Below are 23,067 nucleotides of genomic sequence, written 5' to 3' on the forward strand. Positions count from 1 at the left end.
ATGCCCACCCGTACAGGCGCTAGCCCGCGCAATCAGTCCTCGTGGCAACTCATGCTACCCACCCGTCCGGGCGCAAACCATGCATCGCCCCCCTCCCAGAAACAACGGCAGTCCGCTTGAAACGCTCTGCAGTACCAGGTTTTCTGCCGACTCTTGCAGCGGTACGATTACCCCTCGAGAACAGAGCGCCCACGTTCGACCGGCCGCCTTCAAAATGCGCGAGACGGCGCACCGCGAGCAGTTGCGGTGTCAGCACTCCAACCAGACAGTGCTTGCCGAAGCTCACCAGTGCGTCGCGAACCGGCACGTTGGTCTTGAGTCGCTCGAATGCAGCCGTACTGCTTGTTGCGCGGCGGCGACGCATACACGATGCTGCCGCAAGACGCGCCGATGTCGCTCGCTTCGCTTGCGCCCGAATTGACGTACTACGTGACGGGGATGTCGAAGTGTTTTGGTGCGGGTTTGCGGGTGGCGTATCTGTGCACGCCAACCGTGCGGCAAACGCAGCGGATTGCAGGCGCGTTGCGCGCAACGACCGTGATGCCTAGCCCGTACACGATGCTGCTTGCGACGCAATGGATCAACGACGGCACCGCAACCGACATGCTGCGCGCGATCCGCGCCGAAGCGAATGCGCGGCAGGAGATTGCCACGCACATGCTTGCGGACTGGCGGTACGACGCTCATCCGGACGGCTTTCATCTATGGCTACCGATCCCACCGCAATGTGACTGGAGCGCGTCCGAGCTTGCATAGCAGTTGCGCAATCAGGGCATCGCAGCAGTCGCGGGCGCGGCGTTTTCGACCGACGGCAATCCGCCGAATGCGATTCGCGTCTGCATGGGCGGGCCGCAGAATCGCGACGATTGCCGCGACGCGCTTCAACGGGTCGCAGATACGCTCGAAGACCCGCATCATCTGCATATGCCGATGATGTGATTCGAACGCTGGCGCTCGCATTCGAAATACTGACGCACCTCGCGATTGGCGTTCTTCGCCAGGCCGCGATAGCGCGCCTTCGTGAAACCCCGCAACCGCTTGACCACGGCAAACACATGTTCGACGCGGGCGCGAATCTTCGACTTATTGCGTTTCTTGCGGCGCGCCACCTCATCGACACGGCCCTTGCGCCGCGTGCGTTTGTTCGTGAAGTCGCGGGCCTTCGGGGCCTTGCCGTGGATCAGCGCTTTCTGGCCTGCATACGCGCTGTCGCCATCGACCCGCTGCTCCTGCCCATGCAAAAGCTGTGGCAGTGGGTGCTTGTCGTGCACGTTGGCTGCCGTGACGACCGCGCTATGCGCCAGTCCGCTCTGGCTATCCACGCCGATGTGCAACTTCATGCTGAAATGAATCTGCAGCATCGTCGCAATCGGGAACGGCGGCCGACCGGTTTTGCCCGTGGGATAGTGCGGTTCGATCAGCGCAATCAGCTTCAACCAGGGCACAACGCGTCGCATCTCATCGAGAAATTCCCGCTTACGCGTGCGCTTCGTTGACAGATCCAGACCAAGACCCAGCTGCGTCATCACACCTCTCCTCAACTAATTCGCTCTGTTTCCAGGATAGCTCAGCAGCAAGGCAATGCCAGGACTTTTGCAGACCTTCTTTAACAGTATTGCGACTAGAACCGGTGTGTCACACCCATCAGCACCAGCGTCTGCGACGCGTTGGGTTCGGTCACGGTGATGCCGGGCCAGCTCGTCGTCGCGCTTCCATTGTTCTTCATATAGCCGGCCCGCATGTACACGGACGTGCGCTTCGAAAGGCTATGGTCCGCGCCCACTTGTATTCCGGGCGTGTTGTCGTGTGAACCACGCACATTACGTTCAATTACGGCGATCTGGATGGCATCCTGCGACGTCGCCTGAATCGTCGCCCCCACTTGAACAATGCTGACGGAATGGACCGTACCAAGACGGGCCGCGAATGAACCCGGGGCGGCGTCTTTGGGTTGCACGTACAGATAGGCGAACTGCAGGTTCACGATACCGAACCGGTAAGCAAATGCCCCCGTGTAGTGAGCCGTTCCAACCAGATCCAGGCGGCCAGGAAGTCCGGGAAAGCTCAGCTGTCCAGCATGCTGATACTGATATCCGAAACCCGCAAACAGACCATAGTTCGAATAGGTTGCCGATACATCGAGAAAATTCCCTGACGTTGACGGCAAAGGCTGCGTGACCGTCGCAGAGAACGCGTACATCGCGTTGAACGTGAAGCCGCCCAGATTCGGCGATTGATAGTTGACCGAATTGCTGGTTCGTCCGGTGGCGTACTGCGTCGACAAGGTGTTTCGATCAATTGCGAGGACGGCCGCGGCGAGCGGCGAAATCACTTCGTTGATGCGGAAGGGGTCGACGGCATAGGCGACCTTGAAGCTCGGTTGATACTGACGACCGAAGCTCAGCGAACCGAAGTCGGCATGACTCAACCCGATCCACGCCTGACGATAGAAGAGCGCATTGCTGTCCGCGAAGAACGTCCCGTTGTTCACGTTGAAGCCGCTCTCGAGGTCGAATTCTGCCGTCAATCCGCGGCCGAGGTCCTCACTTCCCTTAAAGCCCAAAAGGGACGCTGTGGAGCCGCCACTTCTTTCGGAAAACGAATGAGTTCCGCCGTTGTTCAGATACTGACCAAAAACGTCGACCACCCCATACAATGTCACACTCGACTGCGCTACTGCATGGCCTGCGGCAAGAACCAACGTAGCACCGCAAATTCCCCGACTGATCGCACGCATGCTGTCTCCTATCGGCGCTTGCTTCATCAATATCTCCTCGCTCCCAGTGGTCGTCTCAGCCAGGGCATCTGCATGTCGATTACATGTGCGATGTGCCGGCATCTCTAGTACCGCCTATCCGGCACGTCCCCAGCACGCCAGAGTTTTATGTCCCGCATCGACTCGACGATGGAATCCGTACCTAGCCCATCTCCAGGCGAACAATCTGGTTAGTCCAATTCACATCTGCGCTCCATGTGCGCGAATGACGAAGAGCTCGCTCGCGCTTACCGCAGTTCGAAGGCGAGGCTGGATCACACCCATCCTGGGACGCGCCGAGAAGTCGCTCGTGCCCGGCCTCAGAGCGAAGAACGACTTCTGAGATCGATCGAGAATCTGCGCGAAAAAGGACCGGGCATCTTATGGCGCGGGTCCAGTCCCCGTGTGGGCATGGACTCTCGAGCGCATCCGGTCACTTCTAATAGATGCCCGGTATCCGCTTCTTGATTTTCGCGATCGTGTGGACCTTCACCTGGTGAGCCCACGGTCCATCGATTGTCCGTTCAGACTGTGAAATGACCGCGCCTAAATCGAGCGAAAGGTTGGTGACAAGAACGTCGTCACCGTGGAATACGAGGCTATTCGACCAGAGAAAACCTATGGGCGCCCCCTCGCGATCGATTCCGCCGAAATCGCCGAGCTTTGCAATCACGCGTCCCTGTGCCGGCTCGAGTACGAGAATCTCGTTGGACTGGTTGCATGCGGCCCAGATTTTGTCGTGCTCGTCAATGATCAGGCCGTCGGGTCCGCCGCCGACGCGATTGACGAAGACCTCAGGCGTGCCAGGTTCAAGTTTCGAGCCAGTCACCGGTATTTTGACAATCGTGTCGCTCGCTGTGTTGGCGACGAACAACGCTGTCCGCTCGTTGTTGAACGCCAGACCATTCGCGCCGATGCGCGGTGCTGGCCTTGCCGGACTGAGCAGTGGGCTTTTGACCCACGCCAATGCTTCGCCGCCGCCTGGTCCAGTTTTCCAGATGATGCCCTGGTGAGAGTCGGTCACGTACACGTTGCCGGCAGCGTCGAACGTCATCCCGTCGAGGCCGGGACTATTACCCGTGACCGTCATGAAAACGGATGCGGCACCCGTGTTGGGATCGACGACCCAGACCTTCCCGGCCTGGTAATCGACCACAAGCAACTTGCCGGTCTGCGGATTGAAACCAAGATCAAGCAATAGCCTGCTTGAGCCTTTGACTCGAACAGTCCGAAGGTGCTTGCCGTGTGGGTCGAACACAATGAGCGTTCCCTCACTCGTCTCAGGTTTGTTCGCCGCCACTGTGGCGACGTAGACGTTCCCCTGACGGTCGATGGTGATCCCCTCGGGATGCGCCTCACCCCGCGGCAACGTGGCAAAGCGCTCGACCTTGCCGCGCTCCCAGGCGTTCGTGGTGAGCGGCGTCGCCAACAACGCCAGCAGTATCAGCATCGCTATGTTCGTTCTCATCTTGCAGTCTCCAAAGTTGGGGGGAGCTGTAATGCGTCGGATTATTCAATGGTGTCCGCCCCCATTGAATCCACTAGCGCTCCCACCACCGGCACCAGGAACGCCGCACGCCCGCGCCGAGCCTGGCCTTGGGGCTGGCGAGCGGTTCAAACAGTCGCAGCAAGGCGCACCCTCAGCGGTTGTAGAGGCCGGTTAGGGTGGCCGTGGCGAGCGTGTTCTGGTAGATCACGAAGCGCACCACCGCGTTGGGCGCGTTGACCGGCGGCTCCAGCTTGCGCACACCCAGCGCGTGCACGGTGAAGATATAGCGGTGCGCCGGCAATCCCTTGGGCGGGCAGGGACCGCCGTAGCCGGTGGCGCCGTAGTCGTTGGTGGCCTGAGTGCCGCTGGCGCCCAGGTCAGTGGCGTCGGCGGAGCCTACGCCTGCGGCGAGTTGGGTGACAGACGAATCGATATCGAACAGGATCCAGTGCCAGAAGCCGCTGCCGGTCGGTGCGTCCGGGTCGTACAGCGTCAGCGCGAAGCTCCTGGTGCCTGCCGGCGCGCCGTGCCATTGCAGCGCGGGCGAACGGTTCTGGCCGGTCCCGTCGAAGCCATCGAATTCATGCACCAGTTGCAGCCGTTCCTGATCCTTGAATTCAGGCGATATCACTGTGAAGATGCTCACGCCATTTCCTTTGATTTACTTAATTTGATAACCAGGAAAGCTGCATCGCCTGGATGTGCCCCAGAACCGATGCACTTATTTGTCATGGCGCCGCTTCCTCTAGCTGCGCCACGGGCTCCCCTCGCACGACACGTTCGGAGGCGGACGATTATTCAATCGTGTCTGCCCCATTGATCCCGTCATGCGGACAGGTCCGCGATAACCCGGGCATAGGCGGCACCCATTTCCGTCACTGTCGGATTGCGGCGCAGCGTCAGGCCGCCATTGACCTGCAGGTTCTGTCCCGTCATGAAGCACACGTCGCTTGCCAACCACAGAGCCGCTTCGGCGACGTCGTCCACAGTGCCAATACGTCCGAGCGGATAGCCGGCCTCGAAGGCCCCCAATATCTCGGGGATGTTCAGGGCATCACCCGACATCGGCGTGCGGGTGATGCCAGGAGAGATCGAATTGGCGCGAATTCCGAGATGGCCAAAGTCGTTGGCCACACAGCGCACGACGTGGTCGGTGCCAGCCTTGGTGCCCATATAGGCGGCATGGTTCTCAAGCATGATCGTCGCGGTCGCGGACGAGATCATGATGATCGAGCCCCCCGGCGTCGGATTTTGGCTCATCGCTTTCACGAGCGCCTGCATGAACTGAAAGGGCCCCTTGAACTGGAGATCCATCATCGCCTGCAGTTCTTCCTCACTCGTGTCTTCGAACGGCCGGAGAAGTCCCCAGCCCGTGGCGTTGATGCCGACATCGACGTGGCCGTAGCGCTCGCGCGCGAAGGCGACGAGGGCGTCGACGTCTTCCTTGCGCGTGAAATCGCAAAGCCGGCTGGCGCCTCCGATTTCGCTTGCCAGCTGATCCAACGGCTCCGCGCGTCGTCCAGCCACAATCACGCCGGCGCCTTCGCCGGCGAAGCGTCGGGCAATGCACTGCCCCATGTTGCCGTTGCCGGAGGCGCCGACGACGATTACGACCTTACCCTCAAACCTCTTCATGAAACTGTCCTCCCGCAAGGTTCATCCTCATTTCGCAGTCTCCAGGCTCGGGTTTATCGAGCGTTGCTGATTGATCCGGTTGGTGTCGTCGGACCTGCCTTTGCCGCGCCCTGGATGCGATTTGTCTCGCGCTGCGCGGGGTCAGTACGACTTCGGCAATCCGAGCGCCTGCTCGGCGACGTAGCACAGCGCGAGCTCCTGCGTCACCGGTGCGAGCAGTGACAGCACGCTTTCGCGCAGGCCGCGCTCGACGTGGTACTCCTTCGCGTAGCCGTAGCCGCCGTGCGTGCGCACTGCACGCAACGACGTCTCGAAACTGGCCTCCGCCGCCAGGTACTTGGCCGCCGTGGCCTCGACACCGCAGGGCTTGCCGGCGTCGTAGAGCGCCGCCGCCTTCCACATCAGCAGTTCGGCCGATTGCAGGCGCATCCAGCATTCCGCCAGCGGATGCTGGATCGCCTGGTTCTTGCCGATCGGCCGGCCGAACACGACGCGTTCCCTGGCGTAATCGGTTGCCCGCGTCAACGCTGTCTCAGCGGCGCCTAGCGCGGCAGCCGCGACGAGGATGCGCTCCGGATTCAGGCCGTGCAGCAGGTACCTGAAGCCCTGGCCTTCGTCGCCGATGCGATCCTCGACGGGGATCTCCAGCCCGTCGATGAACAGTTCGTTCGAGTCCACTGCCTTGCGCGCCATCTTCTCAATTTCGCTGATACGCACATGCGAACGGTCGAGGTCGGTGTAGAACAGCGTGACGCCGTCCATCGGCCGCGCGCATGCCTCGATCGCCGTCGTGCGGGCCACGAGCAGTATCTTGTTCGCTTGCTGGGCGGTCGAGGTCCAGACTTTCTGGCCGTGGACGATGTAGCGGTCGCCCGCGCGGCGGGCGAAGGTTCTGACGCGTGTGGTGTCGGAACCGACGTTGGGCTCGGTCACGCCGAAGCAGGCGCGATCCGAACCGTCGATCAACGGCGGCAGCATGCGCCGCTTTTGCGCCTCGCTGCCGAACACGACCACCGGCTGCGGGCCGAACAGGTTCAGGTGTACCGACGACACCGCCGCCGAGCCGAGCTTGCCGATCGTGCGCATCACCATCGCGGCCGCCGAGATGCCGAGGCCGGCGCCGCCGTGTTCCTTGGGCATGGTCACGCCGAACCACCCGCCGCGGGCAACGGCGTCGCAGAACTCGTTGGGCCAGCGCCCATCGCGGTCCCGCTCGAGCCAGTAATCGGCGCCGAAGTCGGCGCAGCGGGCCTCGACGGCGTCGCGGATTGCAAGCTGGTCGTCGGAGAAGTCGAAATTCATGCGGGGAGCTCCTGCAACATGCCTGCGGGGACGTCGACCGGCATGTCGAGCAGCATCTGCGCCATGCCCTTGCCGAGCGGGTCGTTGCGCAGCGACGCCATGCCGCCGCCGCCCAATGCACGCGCGCAGACGAGGTTGATGGCATGGATGCCGGGCAGCTCGTAACGTTGGACCGGCCCCTGCACCAGATGGCCGAGGTACGTCGCGACCCGTTCTGACGTCACCTGGTCTCTTAGCACCGGCAGCAGGGCCGGATGCCGCGCGATGAGACCAATGTTGGAAGTGTCGCCCTTGTCGCCGCTGCGTCCGAGCGCGATTCTCAACAGCGGCACCGTCTGGCGTGGGCCGGCAGGCAGCGCACCCCCGGTGGGCACCAGCGGTTCCAGCGCGCCCTGCGGCTGCGGTGGCGGCAGCGTCACGGTGAATGTCGTCTCGCCGAGCGTGACCGTCGGCGTCACCTGCGCCTTCGGCATGAGCCAGGCGAACTGCCGCAGCACCGGCGACACCGGGGGACGCCCACCAGCACCGGTCGTGCCGGGTGACCAGGATGTGCCGGGTGCGGCCAACTCGCGGCTGAACATCTCCAGTGCACGCCGGTCGGCATGCGTCACCGTCAGGCGCAACACGACTTCGCGCGTCGGCAACGGGCGCGCATGGGGCCCGTAGGCCGACTCCGTGCCGAGCAGCTCGATATGGGTGCCCAGGAAATCCGTGAACCCGCACTCACGCAGCAGCCGGCGGCCGCGCTCGAGCAACGCCTCGCCTGTGCGCTGCGCCTTCGCTGCGGCGTCGATTCCGACGATGGTAAGCTGTCCGGACACCTTGAAGCCCGCCGGCGCGGTGGCGCTGACCTTGTAGGTGCCGGTCGGCGGCCGGCCGCGCGCGCCGGTCACGAGCACGCGATGCGGCCCGGTCTGTTCCATGCGCACCTGTCGAAAGTCGCAGGTCACGTCCGGAAGCAGATAACTGGCCGGATCGCCTATCTCGTACAGCAGTTGCTCCCCGACGGTTGCGGGCGTGACGAGGCCGCCAGTGTCCGCGGGCTTGGTGACTTCAAAGCTGCCATCTTCGTGGCACTCGACGATCGGATAGCCGATGTTCGCCCAGTCCGGCACGCTGGCCCAGTCGGTGTGCAGGCCGCCCGTCGCCTGGCAGCCGCATTCGATGATGTGGCCGGCCAGGCTGCCGGCGGCGAGCCGGTCGAAGTCGTCGGCCGCCCAGCCGAACTCGTGCATCAGCACGCCGAGGGTGACGGCACTGTCGACGCAGCGGCCGGTGATGACGATGTCGGCGCCCGCGGCCAGGGCGCGCGCGATGGGCAGTGCGCCGAGATAGGCATTGGCCGTCACCAGCCGCTCCGGCATCGGTTCGCCGCTGGACATTTCGACCGTGCCGGCCGCTCGCATCGCGGCGGCGAGCGGGAGCACGTCGTCGCCTTCGACGATCGCGACGCGCACCGGGACGCCGAGTTCGTCGGCCAGAGCCTGCACCGCCGCGGCGCAGCCCTTCGGATTCACGCCGCCGGCGTTGCTGACGATGCGGATGCGCTGCTCGACGGCCTGCTTCAGCACCGAGCGCAGCGCCACCGTGACGAAGTCGATGGCGTAGCCTTCCTCCGGCCGCTTCGCCCGCGCGCCCGCGAGGATCGACATGGTGAGCTCGGCGAGATAGTCAAACACCAGGTAATCGATGCCCCCGCAGCGCACCAGTTGCACCGGCCCGAGGCTGCTGTCGCCCCAGAAGCCCGAGGCGCCGCCGATCCGCACGACCTTGCCCGGCGTCGAGAATGTCATTTGCCCGTCCATTGCGGTCTCCTTTTTTCCTTGAATGCAGCCACGCCCTCGCGCGCGTCGTGGGTCAGGGCCAGCAGGCCGAGCTGCCCTTCGCCGAAGGCGATCGCCTCGTCGAAGGACATCGAACGCATCGCCTTCATCGCATACATGCCGCGCCGCAGCGCGGTGGGCGAGTTGGCGAGCAGCCGCGACAGCAGGCGCTCGAGCGCAGCGTCGAGGTCGTCAGCCACCTCATTCACCAGACCGATCTCGCGTGCCCGCGCCGCGTCGATGGGCTCGCCCGTCAGACACAGCTGCGCCAGGCAGCGCTGCGGCAACTGGGCCTGCAGCACGGCGAGCACCTGCATCGGGAACACGCCCACCTTCACCTCGGGCAGGCCGAATGTGGCATGCCGGGCGGTGATCGCGAGATCGCACATGGCAAGCAGGCCCATGCCGCCGGCCATGCAGGCGCCGTTGACGCGCGCGACGAGCGGCACGTTCAGCGTGCGCGCCGTGCGCAGCAGGTCGGCATAGGCGCTGGTCGGCGTGGCGTAGTCGAACGCGAAGGCATCTCCGCCCAGGTCGGCGCCGGCGCAGAACGCCTCGTCGCCCGCACCAGTGAGCACCACGGCGCGATTCGTCTCGTCAGACCGGGCGCGGTGCAGCGCTTCCTGCAACGTGCCAATCACTTCCGCGTTGAGCGCATTCCGGCGCTCCGGGCGGTCGATGGTGAGAATCAGCCGCCCGTCCTGCCGGCTGGCGTGCACGACCTCGCTCATGCTTCGACTCCCGTTGACTCGCTGCACGCCGCCACTTGCGTCACGCCCGCCTGCGCCATCTCGCGGATCTGCTGCGGCGAGTAGCCGGCCTCGGCCAGCACTTGCGCGCTGTGCTCACCCAGCAGCGGCGGCGGGCGCAACGGCGGCAGCGGCGTTTGCGGCCATTCGCTCGGCACCGCCATGGTTCGCAGCACGCCCTCGGTGGGATGCTCGAATTGCTGGAAGAACCCGATGTCCTGCAGGTGCGGGTCGTCGAGCAGTGACTCGAAGGTGTGCGCCGCCATCACCGGGATGCCGAGCGGCTCCAGCAGCTGGCGCCATTGCTGCGTGGTCTGCGCTTTCAGCTTGTCGGCGAGGATCGCGTACAGCGCCTCGACATGCTGCGTGCGCGATTCGCCGTCGGCAAACCGCGGGTCGCTGTTGAACCGCTCCGCCTCGCCGACCACGCCCATGAAGGCCTGCCACTGTTCATCGGTGTAGACGACGAGACAAACCAGGCCGTCCCGCGTGGCGTACGGCCGCCGCTGCGGGTTGAGCAGCCGCGGATAGCCGAAGCCGCCGCGCGGCGGGATGAACGTGTGGCCGTACAGATGATCGCCCAGCATCATCTGCGCGGTAGTCTCGAACATCGGCACGTCCACCGCCTGCCCGCAGCCCGTGCGCTCGCGCGCGAGCAGGGCCGCGCAGATCACGCCGAACGCGTACAGGCCCGTGGCCCGGTCCGAGAGGTTGAGCGGGGCATAGCGCGGCACGTCGGAACCGGCCCGCACGCTGGCCTCGGGGATGGCGACTGCCGCCTGGATCAGGTCGTCGAAGGCGCGCAAGTCCGCATAGCGGCCGCGCTGGCTGAAGCCGAAGGTGCCGACATAGATCAGACGGGGGTTGACCTGCCGCAGCGCGTCGTAGTCGAGCCCGAGGCGCTTCATCGCGTGTGGCCGCACGTTGTAGACCAGCGCGTCGGCCGTCTGCACCAGCTTCAACAGCGCCTCCTTGCCTTCGGGATGCTTCAGGTCCAGCACGATGCTGCGCTTGTTGCGGTTCAGGTTGAGGAACAGCGGGCCGGCACCCGCGCGCCCGCCGGGACCGACGGCGCGCAGCATGTCGCCGCCGGGCGGCTCCACCTTGATCACGTCGGCCCCCAGGTCGGCCAGCATCTGCGTGGCCGAAGGTCCCATGACGACCTCGGTGATGTCGATGATGCGCAGGCCGGCCAGCGGCCCACCCTGGTTCGAGTCGTTGCTCATTGTGTCCGTGCTCCTCTTTCCGGTCAGGAACCGGCTACGTCGGCGCCATTGCCGCGGATGTAGGGCACCGGTCCGATGTCGCGCGCTGCCGCGAGGGCCTCGATCGCGTACCGGATCGAGACCGCGTCATTGAGCGAGTGGAACGTGCCGTCCTCGTTGAAGCTCACTTGCGCGCCTTCGATCCACGCGATGGTGATGGTGTCCTCGGTGTTGTCCTCGGGGGTGTAGAAGGTGTGCACCGAGCCGGCGGGCTCGTACAGGTAGGAGCCTGCCGTCTGCCGCTGCTCGGGGTACTCGCGATACGCCCAGCAGCCCTGGATCGTCCACACCTGCGCCGTACCGGTGTGGTAGTGAATCGGCAGCGAGCAACCGGGTTCCAGGATGGCCATGAAGACCCACTCGCCGCGCTCCAGATCAAGGCGCAGCGGCTTGATGTGGATGCCCGGAAAGACATCCCTGATCAGCGGGATCTGCTCGATGTTGACGGACAGGAGCTTGTCCTGTGGCAGAGCGGGCAGCGGCAGCGGGGCGCCGGTGGACGTGGTGGGCTGCGCGAGCATTCTTGCGTTCATGAATTGTCTCCCGTTGTTACTGGATTTGAAGCAGTGGATGGAAGCCGCCCCATGATAAGGAAGCCGGATGCAGGCTGCTCCGGCAAACAGCGCAGGGAGGCGGCGACCCCGCGCGGAAGAAACAGGAAGTCGCCCGGGGCGAGACCGAAGTCCTGCCCGTCGACACGTGCGTCGATCCGTCCGTCTTCGACGTAGAGAACCTGCTCGACGTCAGGCTCCGCGGTGCAGACCGATGGGCTGCCGGCAGGCATGCGCAGCGCCGCAATGTCGACCCAGCGCGCGCCAGCGGTCTCGCGGTCGATGAGGGGAACTGTGCCGGTGGCGGCGTCGCCGGCGGCAAGCACGCGCACCTTGCCGTGAGCGGGCGCGGCGGCAGCGCCGTCGGGCTCCGTGATCGTGTGCGCCGGGTTCTCGCCATACGGCGGCGTATAGACGACCAGCACACGCCCGGGCTGGTCGCTGGTCACGCGAAACGAATGGAACACGCCTGCCGGCACGTAGGCCCAGGTCCCGGGCTCCATCGCTTCCACGCGGCCTTCCGCCCCCGACTCGCCGGTTCCCTCGATCATGTAGGCGCATTGCTCCAGGTGCGGATGCGCGTGCGGCCGCGCGCCGTGCGATTTCACGATCGTGCCGACCAGCACTTCGAGCGCCGTCGCGCCAACAGTCTCGGGACCGATCACGCGCACGTTGGAGGTGCCGGTGTGGTTGGCCGGCGCGTAGGCGGCAAGATCGGCCGCCCGGATCACGGTAGGTACGGGCTTCATTCGGGCTGGCTCCATGCGGTCTTGACCGCCGGGGCGGCGGCCTGCGCCGCCATGAAGCCGGACGCGTTCGGACGGTTTTCCACGATGACGGGCTGGCCCTTGCTGGCGGGCAGCGATTGGTCGAGCACGCGCGCCCCGGCGTCCGTTCCGCTTCCGACCGGAAAGGAAACGATGATCTTGATGGGGTTGGCCGGATAACGGGCCGCCGCCATCGCTTGCGACGCGAACAGGGGGGCAGCCAGGAGGAAGAGAAGGTTCCGCATGCGCATCGCACTCCAAGGAGAACTCAACTTCGGGGAGTTAAACCTAAATGACTAATGTTAGTAGTTTAGGCATGCGCAAAGCGGCGTCAAGTACGGGCTTACCCGACCGCCCGTCGCTGGGGCTCGGTGATCCCGGGCACGGTTTTCAGGGCGGACGCGGGGAGGTCGATCTCGGAGACGTAGCGGTCGCCCCGATACCAGGTAGCGCCGGCGTACAGCACGTTGCCTTTGCCGTCAACCAGGCGCCGCGACATCTTCGCGACGGGAGAGGCAAACGGGATCTTCAGCATGTCGCACAGAGGGAAATCCGCGGGTATCACGGTCACGCGTTGCCGCAAGCGTTTGCAGCGCGCGCCCAGTTCGTCGAGCACCGCGGCGAGCAGCTTCCGCTTCATGGCGATGTCCGTGGGCAGCGATTCGAAAACCGGCGTGGGCACATAGATTTCGGCGTAGCAGAACGGCTCGCCGGAATAGGTATGCAGTTTGCGGACGCACACGTATTCGCCAGCCGACCGGTCATCCGGCGCGAGCAGCTCCTGCGGCAACAGGGTGCGGCGCCCGACTTCGAGTATCTCGAAGGCAAGCGCCTGCGGCGCGGCGAAGGGGTTGTTGATCACTTGTTCGAGGTCGCCCGTGGCGGCGGGCAGCGCTGCAACGTGGGTCCCAACGCCCCGCTGGCTGCGGAGCAGCCCTTCCTTGGAAAGCAGATCGTATGCTTGCCGGACGGTGACGACGGCGACGCCCAGGTCGTCCGCGAGTTGCGTGATCGGCGGCAGCTGCGTGCCGAGCGGGTACTCGCCCTTCGCAATTCGGTGCCGCAACAGGGACGCCAGCCGCTGATATTGCGCAACGCCGCGCTCGACCCGCAACTCCGTCCGCTCGGTCCCAAGGGGTCTCTTACCCGCCATCATATAAATCCTAAATAACCAACATTCGAATTATATGTCAGCGATGGGCGACCAGACGTTCGCGTTCCTGGCACACCCCAACAACTTCCCTTGCGGCTCATGCTGCAAACGACGTGATGCCGCTTGAGCAAGGCTGATGCTCGTTGCTTGGATATTGGCTGCCACTGCCCATCGAAGCTCCCTACGCCGCCGTTGACAACTCCATCACGTGAAGTGCTGCAATCACCTTGCTTACGTCTTGAGTAATGTATGCCTCAGGCTTCCTCATATCCTCGATCACCTTCTTGGCATCGCCGAACACCATCATTGTCTTGTCCATGTAGAAGAGATCGTTGTCGAGACCGGCGTAGCCCGCCGCCCTCGAACGCTTGTTGACGATCACCGTGCGCGCCTTATATGCCTCGATGATCGGCATGCCCGCGATCGGCGACTTCGGATCGTTCTTCGCGGCCGGGTTCACCACGTCGTTCGCGCCGAGCACCAGCACCACGTCGACCTGACCAAACTCGCCGTTGATGCCCTCCATTTCGAACACCATGTCGTACGGCACCTCGGCTTCGGCGAGCAGCACGTTCATGTGCCCCGGCATCCGTCCGGCCACCGGGTGAATCGCGTACTTCACCTCGATGCCCTTCTCGACCAGCTTGTCGGTCAGCTCCTTCAACGCATGCTGCGCACGCGCCACCGCCAGCCCATAACCCCGCACGATCACCACGGTTTCGGCGTTGCCGAGCATGAACGACGCGTCGTCGGCCGAACCGGATTTCACCAGACGCTGCTCCGCCGGGCCGCCCGCCGGCGCGCCAGGTTCATTGCCGAAGCCGCCGAGAATCACGTTGAAGAACGAGCGGTTCATTGCGCGGCACATGATGTACGACAGAGTCGCACCCGACGAGCCGACGAGCGAGCCCGCGATGATCAGCATTGGATTATTCAGCGAGAAACCGATGCCGCCGCCGCCCAGCCCGATTACCCCCGCTAACGCTGACGCGAAAGCGGTGGGGATAAATCATTCTTCCCTTCATTTTTCCAGCTAGAGAACGAATGATCGCGAGCATCCAGAAAAGCTTCCGCAAAAAAACGCATCGCCAAACGACGCTATTAAGAGGTGAGTAGACCCGGGGAGTTGCGCCCCGAGTCTCTCGCAGAACCGAACGTGAGTCTCTCGACTCATTCGGCTCCCGTTATCCAACCGCTACCGCAACGACACGCCAGTGGACAAACAACCGCGGGTGGACGCGCTTCATCTTACGTAGCCATTCCGCACTACGTCGCTTGTGCTGCCGCAACCCCTTGTACTTTCGTCGAGCCCACCGCATAAGCCGTAGGTCGATGTAGCCGAAGAGGCTGTGCATCGCCGTCCGATAGAACGCCCCATAGTAGTTCCACCACCCTTGTATCGTCGTGTTGCATTGCTGCGCAAGTTCATCCAGCGTCGTCGGTGTTCGTCGATGCATGCGCCAACTCCGCACGACCTGTCTCATCCGCTTTAAGGCATCATTGCTCGCCGCCGGCAGAAAACTAGTAGATCGTTGCATCAAAGTCGTTACATATTAAGCCACGCCGAGGTCGACCTTTTTCCAGCGGAAGACAACCGGTGAGGCATTGAATTCCTCGATGCCCCTCAGAATGCGCTCCTTCAGTTCATCGATCGATTTGACCCGGATGTGGCGAAGGAAAGTGCGGGCCATTTTGGAGAAGGTGCATTCGACCAGATTAAGCCAGGAGCCATGCTTGGGTGTGTGAACGTACTCGAAGCGCCCGGGGCGCGAGGCGAGATAGGCCATGGTCTGCCTGGAGATGTGGGCCGAATGGTTGTCCAGCACCACGCGGATGATGGCCTCGCTCGGATAGTACTCGTCCAGGCGCTTGAGCAGCGCGATGAACTCCACACTGCGGTGGCGGTCCTCGACGTTGGCGAAGATGTGACCCGAGTGCAAGTCGATTCCGGCGAGAATCGATACCGTGCCCCGACGCACATACTCGTAGTCGCGCCCGACGGTTGATGCCTTGCCCGGTACCGGGGGCAGATCCGGCGCGGTCAATCCGATCGCCTGAATACCCGGCTTCTCGTCGACGCTGACGGTATAGATGGGGTTGGGTCGCGCATCATGAACGGCGCCCTCCCGGTAGATCGAGACATCCCGGTAGACCATCAGGACTTCCTGCATCTTGCGGTCAAACTCCGGGTCCCGTTTTTCCAGGTAGTAGCGAATCTTGTGGGGCTTGATCTCGTTCTCGTTGAGGATGCGCCACACGGTGCTCTTGCCAGCGTTGGCCAGGCGAGCGAATCCAGCGGCCTCGGCTCCTTCAGATACAAACCGCGCCAGTGCGGAGATGCTCCACAACTCGGCCGCCAGGCCCTGATCCTTGGGCTTGGTGCACGCGATGCTCACCACCCAGGCTTTGGCTTCATCGCTGATCTCGGGTTCATGCGGCCGGTGGTACCTGTCTTTCAAACCCGCTTGCACACCTGCTGCCAGCGCCTTGTCAACGCTGCGATAGATCATCGGACGACTGAACCCGAGCTGGCGTTGCAGCTCCGTGATCGAAGTGCCCGCGGCGTAGCCCAACAGCACCTTCGCCCGTTCGACTTCGCGCGCGGGCGCTGTCCTCGATCCAGCAAGTTCCTTGAGCGTCGTCGTCTGCTCCGGTGTAAGCACCAGCGCCGCACGTTTGGACTTCCTCGCCATCGTCACCTCCGTCAAGAGTTGCGAACGAAACGAGGCTATTATCGCTTATTTAGTAACTGTATTGATGGAACGAACTACTAGTAAATAACCGTCGATGTTTGCTCAATGCCCGTCTCGGTCTGAACGTAAAACCGAGGAACGTAAACTGCACGTTCGGATAAGTGCCAGTGCGCTTACCGTCCTTGCAATACACGATCTTAGACTTCTCCGGATGCATCGTCAGACCACACTCTGCCAGCCGCACTTCAATCGCTTGCATCACGGCTTGTGCCTGCGCCAGACTGCGGCAGTGAACCACCGCGTCGTCGGCGTAGCGCGCAAAGGGAGACTGCGGCCATGTCCGCTGCATCCAGCTATCGAACGCATAGTGCATAAACAGATTCATCAAGATCGGGCTGACCACACCGCCCTGGGGTGTACCCCGCATCCGGGGCAGACTCGCCCCCTCCGCAGTTTCGAACGGAGCAGTCAGCCACCGCTCGATGTACAGCAGGATCCAGCCTTCCTTGATGTGGTGTCGCACCGCCTTTAACAACAACGCATGATCAATCTGGTCGAATGCCGCCTTGATGTCAAACTCAACAACCCAGTCGTATTTCCAGCAACGCGTACGCGTCACGGCAATCGCCTGTTTCGCCGACTTGCCCGGCCGATAACCATAAGAATCTTCATGGAATATCGGGTCGAGTGTCGGCTCGATCATCAGTTTGACCACACTTTGCGCCACGCGATCAGATACGGTGGGAACCCCCAGTTTTCTCGTGCCGCCCTTGGCTTTCGGAATCTCAACCTGCTTCACCGGCGGCGGGAAGTACGACCCCGACGACATCCTGTTCCATAGCTTGGACAGATTTCCCGAAAGGTTCTGCTCGAACATGGCGATGGTTTCATCATCCACGCCCGCAGCGCCGCGATTGGCCCTCACCAACTGGTACGCTTCCCACACGACCCGCTTCGCAATGCTGTACGGTTTCGTTGATGTCATGTCACTCATCCCCACAGCGCAGGTTGGTGACCTTCGTCAACAGGATAACGCCGCCCCTTCGCTCCACCTTCATTACAAAGGCTTCAGCACTACTACGGGCGGCTCCGCCCCTCACTCCGGCATCGGTATTCATCCTCATGGTGTCTGCCATTTGTCTTTTCCCTTTACATCCGAAGCAAGGTTCTCACGTTCCATACCGAAGCCTGTATTGAGTTCATGCCGCCTTTACACCGGCTGCCATCGGGTCCGTAATCAGGTGTCGTCCCGACTGATCCTGGAGCAAACTTACGACCCCAGTTTTGACAGCGCCTTTAAATAAGTAACGATGCGTCATCGGACGGTTCGCTTTCGCTCATCTGCTCAACACGTACCTGCCACCCTCGACGGGTGACTTTTCCACAGTCGCTCACCACCACGCCTTTTGGACGCAGCAGCACCGGGCGGTTTGAAGCCTGCTCCTGAAAGCCGACTTCGGGAGGCCTACTCCCATCTTCAGTACAGCACCGCAGGCTCTCGCCTACGTTCGTGACACACTAAGTTTTCCTGTCTTAATATCTCCCTATGCAAGCAACTCCTGGTCTTCGCGAAGGGGGGCTGCCATTCCGCCCGGACAACCGACTCGTGCCGGACCCAACACAGAAGCTTTGACTGCCGCAACGACCTCCTATGAGGTACAACGGCCGGCTAGGTTAGGCTTGCAAAATAAATCAGGAAACCTATCGCCCCTCCAGCTAATACAACAATTGCTGACGACACGACCTAGACGTGATGTAGCTCTGCGGGACAATTGGCTGCTGTAAGCATTGCGTGAGGACGCGGAGCTTGACTTTTAGGAATGGCAATGGCGAGGAGACCCTTTGCACGCGACGCCGCAACGTAGATCTTTCGCGCCTCCTCATCCAAGCCAGAAGGGCTCTTTCCTTCAAGCAGGTCAAGAATTCCGCCAGCGGTCTTGGTCGTCATTACAACGCGGACGGCGGGAAACTCCAGACCTTTAACGGAGTGAATAGTGCGCGCCGGCGGCGCATCAGTGGGGCAGCGAGCTAACGCCTTGGGCAAGGCTTCGACAGTCTTGAGGCGCATTTTGATGGTTGATTTTCCAATGCACCACGGTGCCAAAAGCTCCCGCGCTTTCTCCAACCACTGATCGACGGACGGTATCGCCGTAGCAAATTCGTCGCCTCTCTTTGTCTGCTGCAAGCCGATTGAATGCGTTGTCTCACTATGTATCACGCGCGTTGTTCTGGCGTGGCTACGGCGAGTCTATTCGAACTGAGGTCGTATTTTCACGCCAAAATCGAGCAAAACCGAGTGACCCCGTCTGCGGAAAAATCTGTCCCTCGCAAGACTCCAGGCGGATCAGCTTTGGCTGAGGTGTATTCAAGGATGGTGCTATCCAGGCAGGGTGCCTCTGGCGTATGTCAAGGCGGGCCCGAATCGACAGATAGCCTCTTAAGGCCGAAGCAAACAGCCGTGCCGGATCGGTTCGCGCTCATGATGGTAGAGAGTATGCACAGGCTGTGCGCGAACGAACTGCGCGGTGAGATCCGTCGCATGGTCGCCTTTCGCGCGGCGCGCAGCCTTCATGGGAAACACTCAGCCTCATAGAGGCGCTTGCCCGTCTCATCTCGAGAAGCCAGGATCGGCATAAAGTCGATCTGCCAGTCGATGCCGATACCCGGATCGCTCCACAGAATGCTCCGCTCAAGCTCAGGAAACCAGTAATCCGTCGTCTTGCATAGAAGCTCTGCGGACCTGGATAACACGACGAACCCGTGCGCAAATCCTGGAGGCGCCCAAAGCTGCAGGTAATTTTCCGCGCTCAGATGCACACCGACCCACTTGCCGAAGCTCGGCGAACTGAGGCGTATATCCACTGCAACATCGAACACGTCGCCCACCACCACACGCACCAGCTTACCTTGAGGATGCTGAATCTGATAATGCAGTCCACGCAATACGCCGCCTGCGCAGACGGAATGATTATCCTGCACAAACTCAACGCCACCTGCCACGCGATCTGCAAAATCGCGTGCATTAAAGGCTTCGAATGAGCAGCCGAATCCGTCGCCGAACACATCAGGCTCCACTATTTTGACTTCCTGGAGGGCAGTTGCCGTCACCTTGATGCTCATGGCACTTCTTCCGTAAAAAGATTGTGCCGCAGGGGGATGCAGAACCCCAGCGAAGATTGCTGTTTCAACTGCCGGGTTGTCCGTGACACCCCCATTCGAGCCCCCTGCCAACCGTAGAACTGAACAAGCTCATGCTCCGGCGCACGCAACCCTGCGCGCGATCGCCAGATACTGCTCGGCCGTGTCATTCAGCGTGAGCCCCTTCAGTGCCCGCTCGACGCGCGGCTGCCGCAGCGCGTTCAGGAAGGCCTGCGCATAGGCGCTCGTATCGGCGGTATCGACCAGTTGCACGCCCGGAAAGTCGCGCGCGAACGCAAATGCCTCGATGGTGCTCGCAACAACCGGAATCCCCGTCGCCAGCGCTTCGAGAAACGCAATACTGTGCCCCTCAGAGAGCGAAGGCATCGCGAACACACTTGAGTCGCTCAGGAGCCGCGAAATGTCGGACCGCGGCCCATCCACGATGGCACGGTCTTCGAGTCCGAGCTCCCGTACAAGATCCTGTACCTGTGCGAAATAGGCGGAATCTTCAATCACGCCGATCAACAGCAGGCGCACGTCGGCAATCCTTTTGGTTACCTCGGCAAACGCACGCACTGTCTGGAGCTGGTTCTTGATCGCGTTATAGCGTCCGATCTGCACGATCTGCGGCGCCCTGCTCCAGTTTTCGGCACTTGTCGTGCAAACGAAGCGCGTCGTGTCGACACCGTTCGGGATCACCTGCATCAGCGGATGCCTGCCGATCGTCGCCACGTACTCTTTCACGCTGGTCTCGGAAACGCCAATCACCGCTCTGGCACGGCGCGACAACAACCTCTCGACGCAGCGAAACAGCGATCGTTCAAAGTCATTCACGGCCGAGTGCATCACGTAGATGACCGGCACACGAGTGGGCAACGCACGCGCGTAAAACGCGGGGATCGTCGCGTGCGCGATCAGCACGTCCGGTTTGAACTGACGAATCACCTTATACAGGTGCCACAACTTGCCGACGTTGCTGGGCATCCGCTCGGGAAACACGCAAGCAATTTCGTGGGTCTCGAGCTCAGCCCGCAGCTGGGCAAAATCGTCCTGCTGTGGCAGCAACGACGTCAGGCCCACCGTGTCGCCGTGATTGCGCTGATGAATGGCAAGATCCTTTGCCAACACTTCGGCGCCCGAGAGACGGGGCGCCCATACCAGATGAAGAATTCGCATCACAGCCTCGTCACGATTCGATAGATCATCCAGCCGGCGCTGGCGGCGAGGCCTGCAGTCATGGCCCACGCCACACCCGTCACGCCCCACCAGTGCGTGGCTGGCGGCACCACGATGACAAGCACGATGACCTGCAGTACCGACGCCTGTGTGGCCGCCTTCGGCACGCCGGTCGCGCGCAGATAGGCCACCAGCATCGCGATCAGCGCACCAATGGCCATATTGATGACAAGTATCCTGAATAGCGGCACCGCTGACGTCCACGCCGGTCCCAGCACCAGCATGAAGAGCGGCAGAGCCGTCATTCGCAGCACCAGTACGATGACGACGAGCCCGATGGAGACCAGGGCGAAATACCACGCAAAGAGTTTCGCCGCCGAGCCATCTTCCCTGCGATGATGCTCGGAGAACGTCGGAAAGAGGTATTGGGACAGGGCGATCGCCCCGTCCGCGAGTAACATCTGCGCGAATTTGGACGACATCTGATAGGCACCGAGCGCCGCGGTGCCTATCAGCTTCGCCACCAGTACCTTGTCGAACTGGTTCAGCAGCAGATTCACGACACTGCCCGCCCAGATCCAGCGGCTAAAGTTGACGTAGTGCCCGATGCCGTGCCATGCAAAACGCACGGGCGGCCTCGGGCCCATCGACAGCCACGTCAACGCCGTCTTCAGTGTCTCGCCGATAACCAGCCCGATCAGCACTGCATAGGCACCCGCGCCGCTCCATGCGCACACGAGGCCAACCGCACAATCCGCAAAAGCAGCCGAAGTCTCGACGCCGGCAAGTTGCTGAAAACGCCTCTCACGCTGGATCATGAAATAGGCGGGTGAAGCAAGACCGCGTATCAGCGGCAGCGCGGCGGCCAGTTGCAACAGCGCCAGCGATCCGCCGAGATGGAATTGCGCGTTCATCAGCGGCGCAAGCGCGACTATCAGCAGCGCGATCAGGATGCCGCGCCCAGTCAGCATGGTCCAGACCGCCCCCAGTTCGGAGCGGGTCGGTATGCTCTTCGCCTGGACCACGGCCTGAGCGAGGCCTGTGTCGCTCAACGCTTCCGCGATCGCCACCGCGAGCAAGGCCACGCTGACGTTGCCAATCGCCTCCGGGCCCAGCATGCGGCCAATCGCGAGAAATTTCACGGCCGCCAGCCCGCGCACGACCGCCTGCTGGAGCAGCACCCAGGTCGCTGCACTGCCATGGAAGGCTGGCCTTATCGCCACAAGCGGAACCCTGATCGATCTCACCGATGCCCTCCGTTGCGCTGCACCACCCAATGCTCGAAACGGTAACGCGGCCAGTTATGCCAGGACAGCCATCACATAGCCGATATCGGCCCAACACGGCACCGCGAAAATTTTTTTCGCTACCTTGGGACCATGGCACAAGACACTCTCCTGATCGTCGAACCCGACTTCTCCGGACATCGGTGGCGCTACGCCGAATGGGCCGCGCACGCGTGCATCGAAGCGGGATACCCCTGTCTGCTTGTCACCGCGTCGGAGAATGCGGCGCATCCTCTGGCGCGACGCATTAACGCGGCCAACCTGCCGCGCCTGAAGATAGCGTTTGTCGATCCGCCCGCGAAGATGATTTGCACCGGTCGCGGCGCGCTCAGCTATCTGCGCTTCTTCCAGTATTTCCGGCATGTCCATCAAACAATCAGCCGGGAGCGCGGTGTGGCGTTTATCGTCATCCCGTACGTCGATTATTTCTTTTACGTCCTGCCTTTTCTCGGCTCGCCTTTCGGCGCAACGCCATGGGTCGGCATTACGATGCGCGCGTTGTTCCATCATCATCAGATGGGCGTCCGGGCACCGCGCCGCCCGCTCGTCAACGCCGTCAAGGCAGAGCTGTTTCGTCGCGCGCTCAGGTCTTCCGGAATGAAGACGCTGTTATCGATCGACCCAACCCTGTGCGACTGGTGCGCCCGCGCGACGGTGCGCCACGGCACGGCGATCGACTATCTGCCTGACCCCTCCCCCGACGTCATTGCCCGCGACCCGAGCGAGGCTCGCCGCCGGTTGCAGCTCACCGCTGGTAAGCACCTGCTGGTCTACGGCGCCATCACCGATAAAAAAGGCATTCGCGAACTGTTCGACGCGCTATCGCGACGACGCGACGCACCCACCGTCATCGTTGCGGGCGAGCAGGACGCGGATATGCGCGCCTACATCGAAGGCGCCGCTGCGCGTTTGACACCCGGTCCCGCGATCGTCGACCGCTTCATCACCGAAGACTTCGAACAGGATCTGTTCGCGGCCTGCGACGCGATCTGGCTCGGATACAAGGGCCACTATGGAATGAGCGGCGTACTGGTACAGGCCTACCGGTTCAAAAAACCTGTCATCGCCACCGCCGACGGCCTGATTGGCTGGTTCTGCAGGAACGGCGAAATGGGCCCGGTCATCGCCGACCTTTCCAGCGACACAATCAACCATGCTGTGGATCAACTGTTCCCGCACGGACCGGCGACGCCTTCTATCGCTGCCGTGTCCGCCACCCATCTGCTGGCGCAAAACACGCTGAGCCAATTCAAGAAGACCTTGCAGCTCGCGATCGCCTAGC

General features: G+C 62.3%; 22 protein-coding genes and 2 pseudogenes. 2 read left to right on the forward strand and 22 right to left on the reverse strand.

The annotated features are described in order from the left end of the window. Positions 1 to 357: 357 nt before the first annotated feature. Positions 358 to 939 (forward strand): annotated as a pseudogene (locus tag B0G77_RS03340) (PLP-dependent aminotransferase family protein); the annotation flags it as partial. On the opposite strand, the gene B0G77_RS03345 reads toward B0G77_RS03340, so the two are convergent. The 22 genes and pseudogenes from B0G77_RS03345 to B0G77_RS45510 form a co-directional block, all read right to left on the reverse strand. After that, on the reverse strand, positions 915 to 1,526 hold the full coding sequence (locus B0G77_RS03345) for a transposase (RefSeq protein WP_243750920.1): 612 nt from the start codon (positions 1,524 to 1,526) through the stop codon (positions 915 to 917). The pseudogene B0G77_RS03340 and the gene B0G77_RS03345 overlap by 25 nt on opposite strands. 95 nt (positions 1,527 to 1,621) lie before the next feature. Further along, positions 1,622 to 2,737: a porin gene (locus B0G77_RS03350; protein WP_133660834.1), complete on the reverse strand. Its 1,116-nt coding sequence runs from the start codon at positions 2,735 to 2,737 to the stop codon at positions 1,622 to 1,624. 457 nt (positions 2,738 to 3,194) lie between these two features. Beyond that, a complete protein-coding gene (locus B0G77_RS03355; protein WP_243750921.1) occupies positions 3,195 to 4,223 on the reverse strand; it encodes an SMP-30/gluconolactonase/LRE family protein in 1,029 nt (342 codons plus the stop codon). A 172-nt stretch (positions 4,224 to 4,395) separates the two neighbouring features. Beyond that, a complete protein-coding gene (locus tag B0G77_RS03360) occupies positions 4,396 to 4,890 on the reverse strand; it encodes a YbhB/YbcL family Raf kinase inhibitor-like protein (RefSeq protein WP_133660835.1) in 495 nt (164 codons plus the stop codon). Positions 4,891 to 5,069: 179 nt separating this feature from the next. Beyond that, complete coding sequence (locus B0G77_RS03365; RefSeq protein WP_243750922.1) at positions 5,070 to 5,897, reverse strand: SDR family oxidoreductase; 828 nt, start codon at positions 5,895 to 5,897, stop codon at positions 5,070 to 5,072. A gap of 123 nt (positions 5,898 to 6,020) precedes the next feature. Further along, entirely contained in the window at positions 6,021 to 7,181 is a 1,161-nt protein-coding gene (locus B0G77_RS03370) for an acyl-CoA dehydrogenase family protein (protein ID WP_133660836.1), read from the reverse strand. Continuing rightward, positions 7,178 to 8,986 (reverse strand): acyclic terpene utilization AtuA family protein, encoded by a 1,809-nt coding sequence (locus B0G77_RS03375; RefSeq protein ID WP_133660729.1) that lies wholly within the window; start codon positions 8,984 to 8,986, stop codon positions 7,178 to 7,180. Before B0G77_RS03375 ends, B0G77_RS03370 begins: the two co-directional genes overlap by 4 nt. Further along, positions 8,971 to 9,735, reverse strand: coding sequence for an enoyl-CoA hydratase-related protein (locus B0G77_RS03380; protein WP_133660837.1), 765 nt, complete (start codon positions 9,733 to 9,735; stop codon positions 8,971 to 8,973). Before B0G77_RS03380 ends, B0G77_RS03375 begins: the two co-directional genes overlap by 16 nt. Beyond that, positions 9,732 to 10,979, reverse strand: coding sequence for a CoA transferase (locus B0G77_RS03385; protein ID WP_133660838.1), 1,248 nt, complete (start codon positions 10,977 to 10,979; stop codon positions 9,732 to 9,734). The genes B0G77_RS03380 and B0G77_RS03385 overlap by 4 nt, the downstream gene beginning before the upstream one ends. Before the next feature lie 23 nt (positions 10,980 to 11,002). Beyond that, a complete protein-coding gene (locus B0G77_RS03390) occupies positions 11,003 to 11,551 on the reverse strand; it encodes a 2,4'-dihydroxyacetophenone dioxygenase family protein (protein ID WP_133660726.1) in 549 nt (182 codons plus the stop codon). Beyond that, on the reverse strand, positions 11,548 to 12,318 hold the full coding sequence (locus B0G77_RS03395; protein WP_133660725.1) for a cupin domain-containing protein: 771 nt from the start codon (positions 12,316 to 12,318) through the stop codon (positions 11,548 to 11,550). The genes B0G77_RS03390 and B0G77_RS03395 overlap by 4 nt, the downstream gene beginning before the upstream one ends. Then, positions 12,315 to 12,581, reverse strand: a complete 267-nt coding sequence (locus B0G77_RS03400) for a hypothetical protein (protein ID WP_133660839.1) — start codon at positions 12,579 to 12,581, stop codon at positions 12,315 to 12,317. The genes B0G77_RS03395 and B0G77_RS03400 overlap by 4 nt, the downstream gene beginning before the upstream one ends. 98 nt (positions 12,582 to 12,679) lie before the next feature. Beyond that, positions 12,680 to 13,450 (reverse strand): GntR family transcriptional regulator, encoded by a 771-nt coding sequence (locus tag B0G77_RS03405; RefSeq protein ID WP_243750923.1) that lies wholly within the window; start codon positions 13,448 to 13,450, stop codon positions 12,680 to 12,682. Between the two features lie 304 nt (positions 13,451 to 13,754). Beyond that, a pseudogene (locus B0G77_RS03410) lies at positions 13,755 to 14,441 on the reverse strand (NAD(P)(+) transhydrogenase (Re/Si-specific) subunit beta); the annotation flags it as partial. A gap of 232 nt (positions 14,442 to 14,673) precedes the next feature. Next, a complete protein-coding gene (locus B0G77_RS03415) occupies positions 14,674 to 14,946 on the reverse strand; it encodes a group II intron maturase-specific domain-containing protein (protein ID WP_243750924.1) in 273 nt (90 codons plus the stop codon). A gap of 96 nt (positions 14,947 to 15,042) precedes the next feature. Further along, complete coding sequence (locus tag B0G77_RS03420) at positions 15,043 to 16,182, reverse strand: IS630 family transposase (protein ID WP_133660551.1); 1,140 nt, start codon at positions 16,180 to 16,182, stop codon at positions 15,043 to 15,045. A gap of 49 nt (positions 16,183 to 16,231) precedes the next feature. Next, positions 16,232 to 17,167, reverse strand: a complete 936-nt coding sequence (gene ltrA / locus B0G77_RS03425) for a group II intron reverse transcriptase/maturase (RefSeq protein ID WP_208116391.1) — start codon at positions 17,165 to 17,167, stop codon at positions 16,232 to 16,234. Positions 17,168 to 17,926: 759 nt separating this feature from the next. Beyond that, positions 17,927 to 18,367: a 3'-5' exonuclease gene (locus B0G77_RS03430; protein ID WP_208116392.1), complete on the reverse strand. Its 441-nt coding sequence runs from the start codon at positions 18,365 to 18,367 to the stop codon at positions 17,927 to 17,929. Between the two features lie 383 nt (positions 18,368 to 18,750). Next, on the reverse strand, positions 18,751 to 19,302 hold the full coding sequence (gene rfbC, locus B0G77_RS03435; RefSeq protein WP_133660842.1) for a dTDP-4-dehydrorhamnose 3,5-epimerase: 552 nt from the start codon (positions 19,300 to 19,302) through the stop codon (positions 18,751 to 18,753). Positions 19,303 to 19,431: 129 nt separating this feature from the next. After that, positions 19,432 to 20,499, reverse strand: coding sequence for a glycosyltransferase family 4 protein (locus B0G77_RS03440; protein ID WP_133660843.1), 1,068 nt, complete (start codon positions 20,497 to 20,499; stop codon positions 19,432 to 19,434). Next, the gene (locus B0G77_RS03445) at positions 20,499 to 21,746 is read right to left on the reverse strand and encodes an oligosaccharide flippase family protein (RefSeq protein WP_133660844.1); all 1,248 of its coding nucleotides are present in this window, start codon (positions 21,744 to 21,746) and stop codon (positions 20,499 to 20,501) included. The genes B0G77_RS03440 and B0G77_RS03445 overlap by 1 nt, the downstream gene beginning before the upstream one ends. Positions 21,747 to 21,800: 54 nt before the next feature. Continuing rightward, on the reverse strand, positions 21,801 to 22,298 hold the full coding sequence (locus tag B0G77_RS45510; RefSeq protein WP_347814151.1) for a hypothetical protein: 498 nt from the start codon (positions 22,296 to 22,298) through the stop codon (positions 21,801 to 21,803). Between B0G77_RS45510 and B0G77_RS03450 the strand changes: the two genes are divergently transcribed. After that, positions 22,275 to 23,066, forward strand: a complete 792-nt coding sequence (locus B0G77_RS03450) for a glycosyltransferase (RefSeq protein ID WP_347814152.1) — start codon at positions 22,275 to 22,277, stop codon at positions 23,064 to 23,066. The genes B0G77_RS45510 and B0G77_RS03450 overlap by 24 nt on opposite strands. Position 23,067 lies beyond the last annotated feature (1 nt).

The sequence above is a fragment of the Paraburkholderia sp. BL10I2N1 genome (assembly GCF_004361815.1).
Classification (GTDB): Bacteria; Pseudomonadota; Gammaproteobacteria; order Burkholderiales; family Burkholderiaceae; genus Paraburkholderia.

Bases quoted from the DNA above. Each gene is read 5' to 3' on its own strand.
- B0G77_RS03345 (WP_243750920.1), bottom strand. From the start codon at position 1,526: ATGACGCAGCTGGGTCTTGGTCTGGATCTGTCAACGAAGCGCACGCGT.
- B0G77_RS03350 (WP_133660834.1), bottom strand. From the start codon at position 2,737: ATGCGTGCGATCAGTCGGGGAATTTGCGGTGCTACGTTGGTTCTTGCC.
- B0G77_RS03355 (WP_243750921.1), bottom strand. From the start codon at position 4,223: ATGAGAACGAACATAGCGATGCTGATACTGCTGGCGTTGTTGGCGACG.
- B0G77_RS03370 (WP_133660836.1), bottom strand. From the start codon at position 7,181: ATGAATTTCGACTTCTCCGACGACCAGCTTGCAATCCGCGACGCCGTC.
- B0G77_RS03375 (WP_133660729.1), bottom strand. From the start codon at position 8,986: ATGGACGGGCAAATGACATTCTCGACGCCGGGCAAGGTCGTGCGGATC.
- B0G77_RS03380 (WP_133660837.1), bottom strand. From the start codon at position 9,735: ATGAGCGAGGTCGTGCACGCCAGCCGGCAGGACGGGCGGCTGATTCTC.
- B0G77_RS03385 (WP_133660838.1), bottom strand. From the start codon at position 10,979: ATGAGCAACGACTCGAACCAGGGTGGGCCGCTGGCCGGCCTGCGCATC.
- B0G77_RS03390 (WP_133660726.1), bottom strand. From the start codon at position 11,551: ATGAACGCAAGAATGCTCGCGCAGCCCACCACGTCCACCGGCGCCCCG.
- B0G77_RS03395 (WP_133660725.1), bottom strand. From the start codon at position 12,318: ATGAAGCCCGTACCTACCGTGATCCGGGCGGCCGATCTTGCCGCCTAC.
- B0G77_RS03400 (WP_133660839.1), bottom strand. From the start codon at position 12,581: ATGCGGAACCTTCTCTTCCTCCTGGCTGCCCCCCTGTTCGCGTCGCAA.
- B0G77_RS03415 (WP_243750924.1), bottom strand. From the start codon at position 14,946: ATGCATCGACGAACACCGACGACGCTGGATGAACTTGCGCAGCAATGC.
- B0G77_RS03420 (WP_133660551.1), bottom strand. From the start codon at position 16,182: ATGGCGAGGAAGTCCAAACGTGCGGCGCTGGTGCTTACACCGGAGCAG.
- ltrA (WP_208116391.1), bottom strand. From the start codon at position 17,167: ATGACATCAACGAAACCGTACAGCATTGCGAAGCGGGTCGTGTGGGAA.
- rfbC (WP_133660842.1), bottom strand. From the start codon at position 19,302: ATGAGCATCAAGGTGACGGCAACTGCCCTCCAGGAAGTCAAAATAGTG.
- B0G77_RS03440 (WP_133660843.1), bottom strand. From the start codon at position 20,499: ATGCGAATTCTTCATCTGGTATGGGCGCCCCGTCTCTCGGGCGCCGAA.
- B0G77_RS03450 (WP_347814152.1), top strand. From the start codon at position 22,275: ATGCGCGCGTTGTTCCATCATCATCAGATGGGCGTCCGGGCACCGCGC.
- B0G77_RS45510 (WP_347814151.1), bottom strand. From the start codon at position 22,298: ATGATGATGGAACAACGCGCGCATCGTAATGCCGACCCATGGCGTTGC.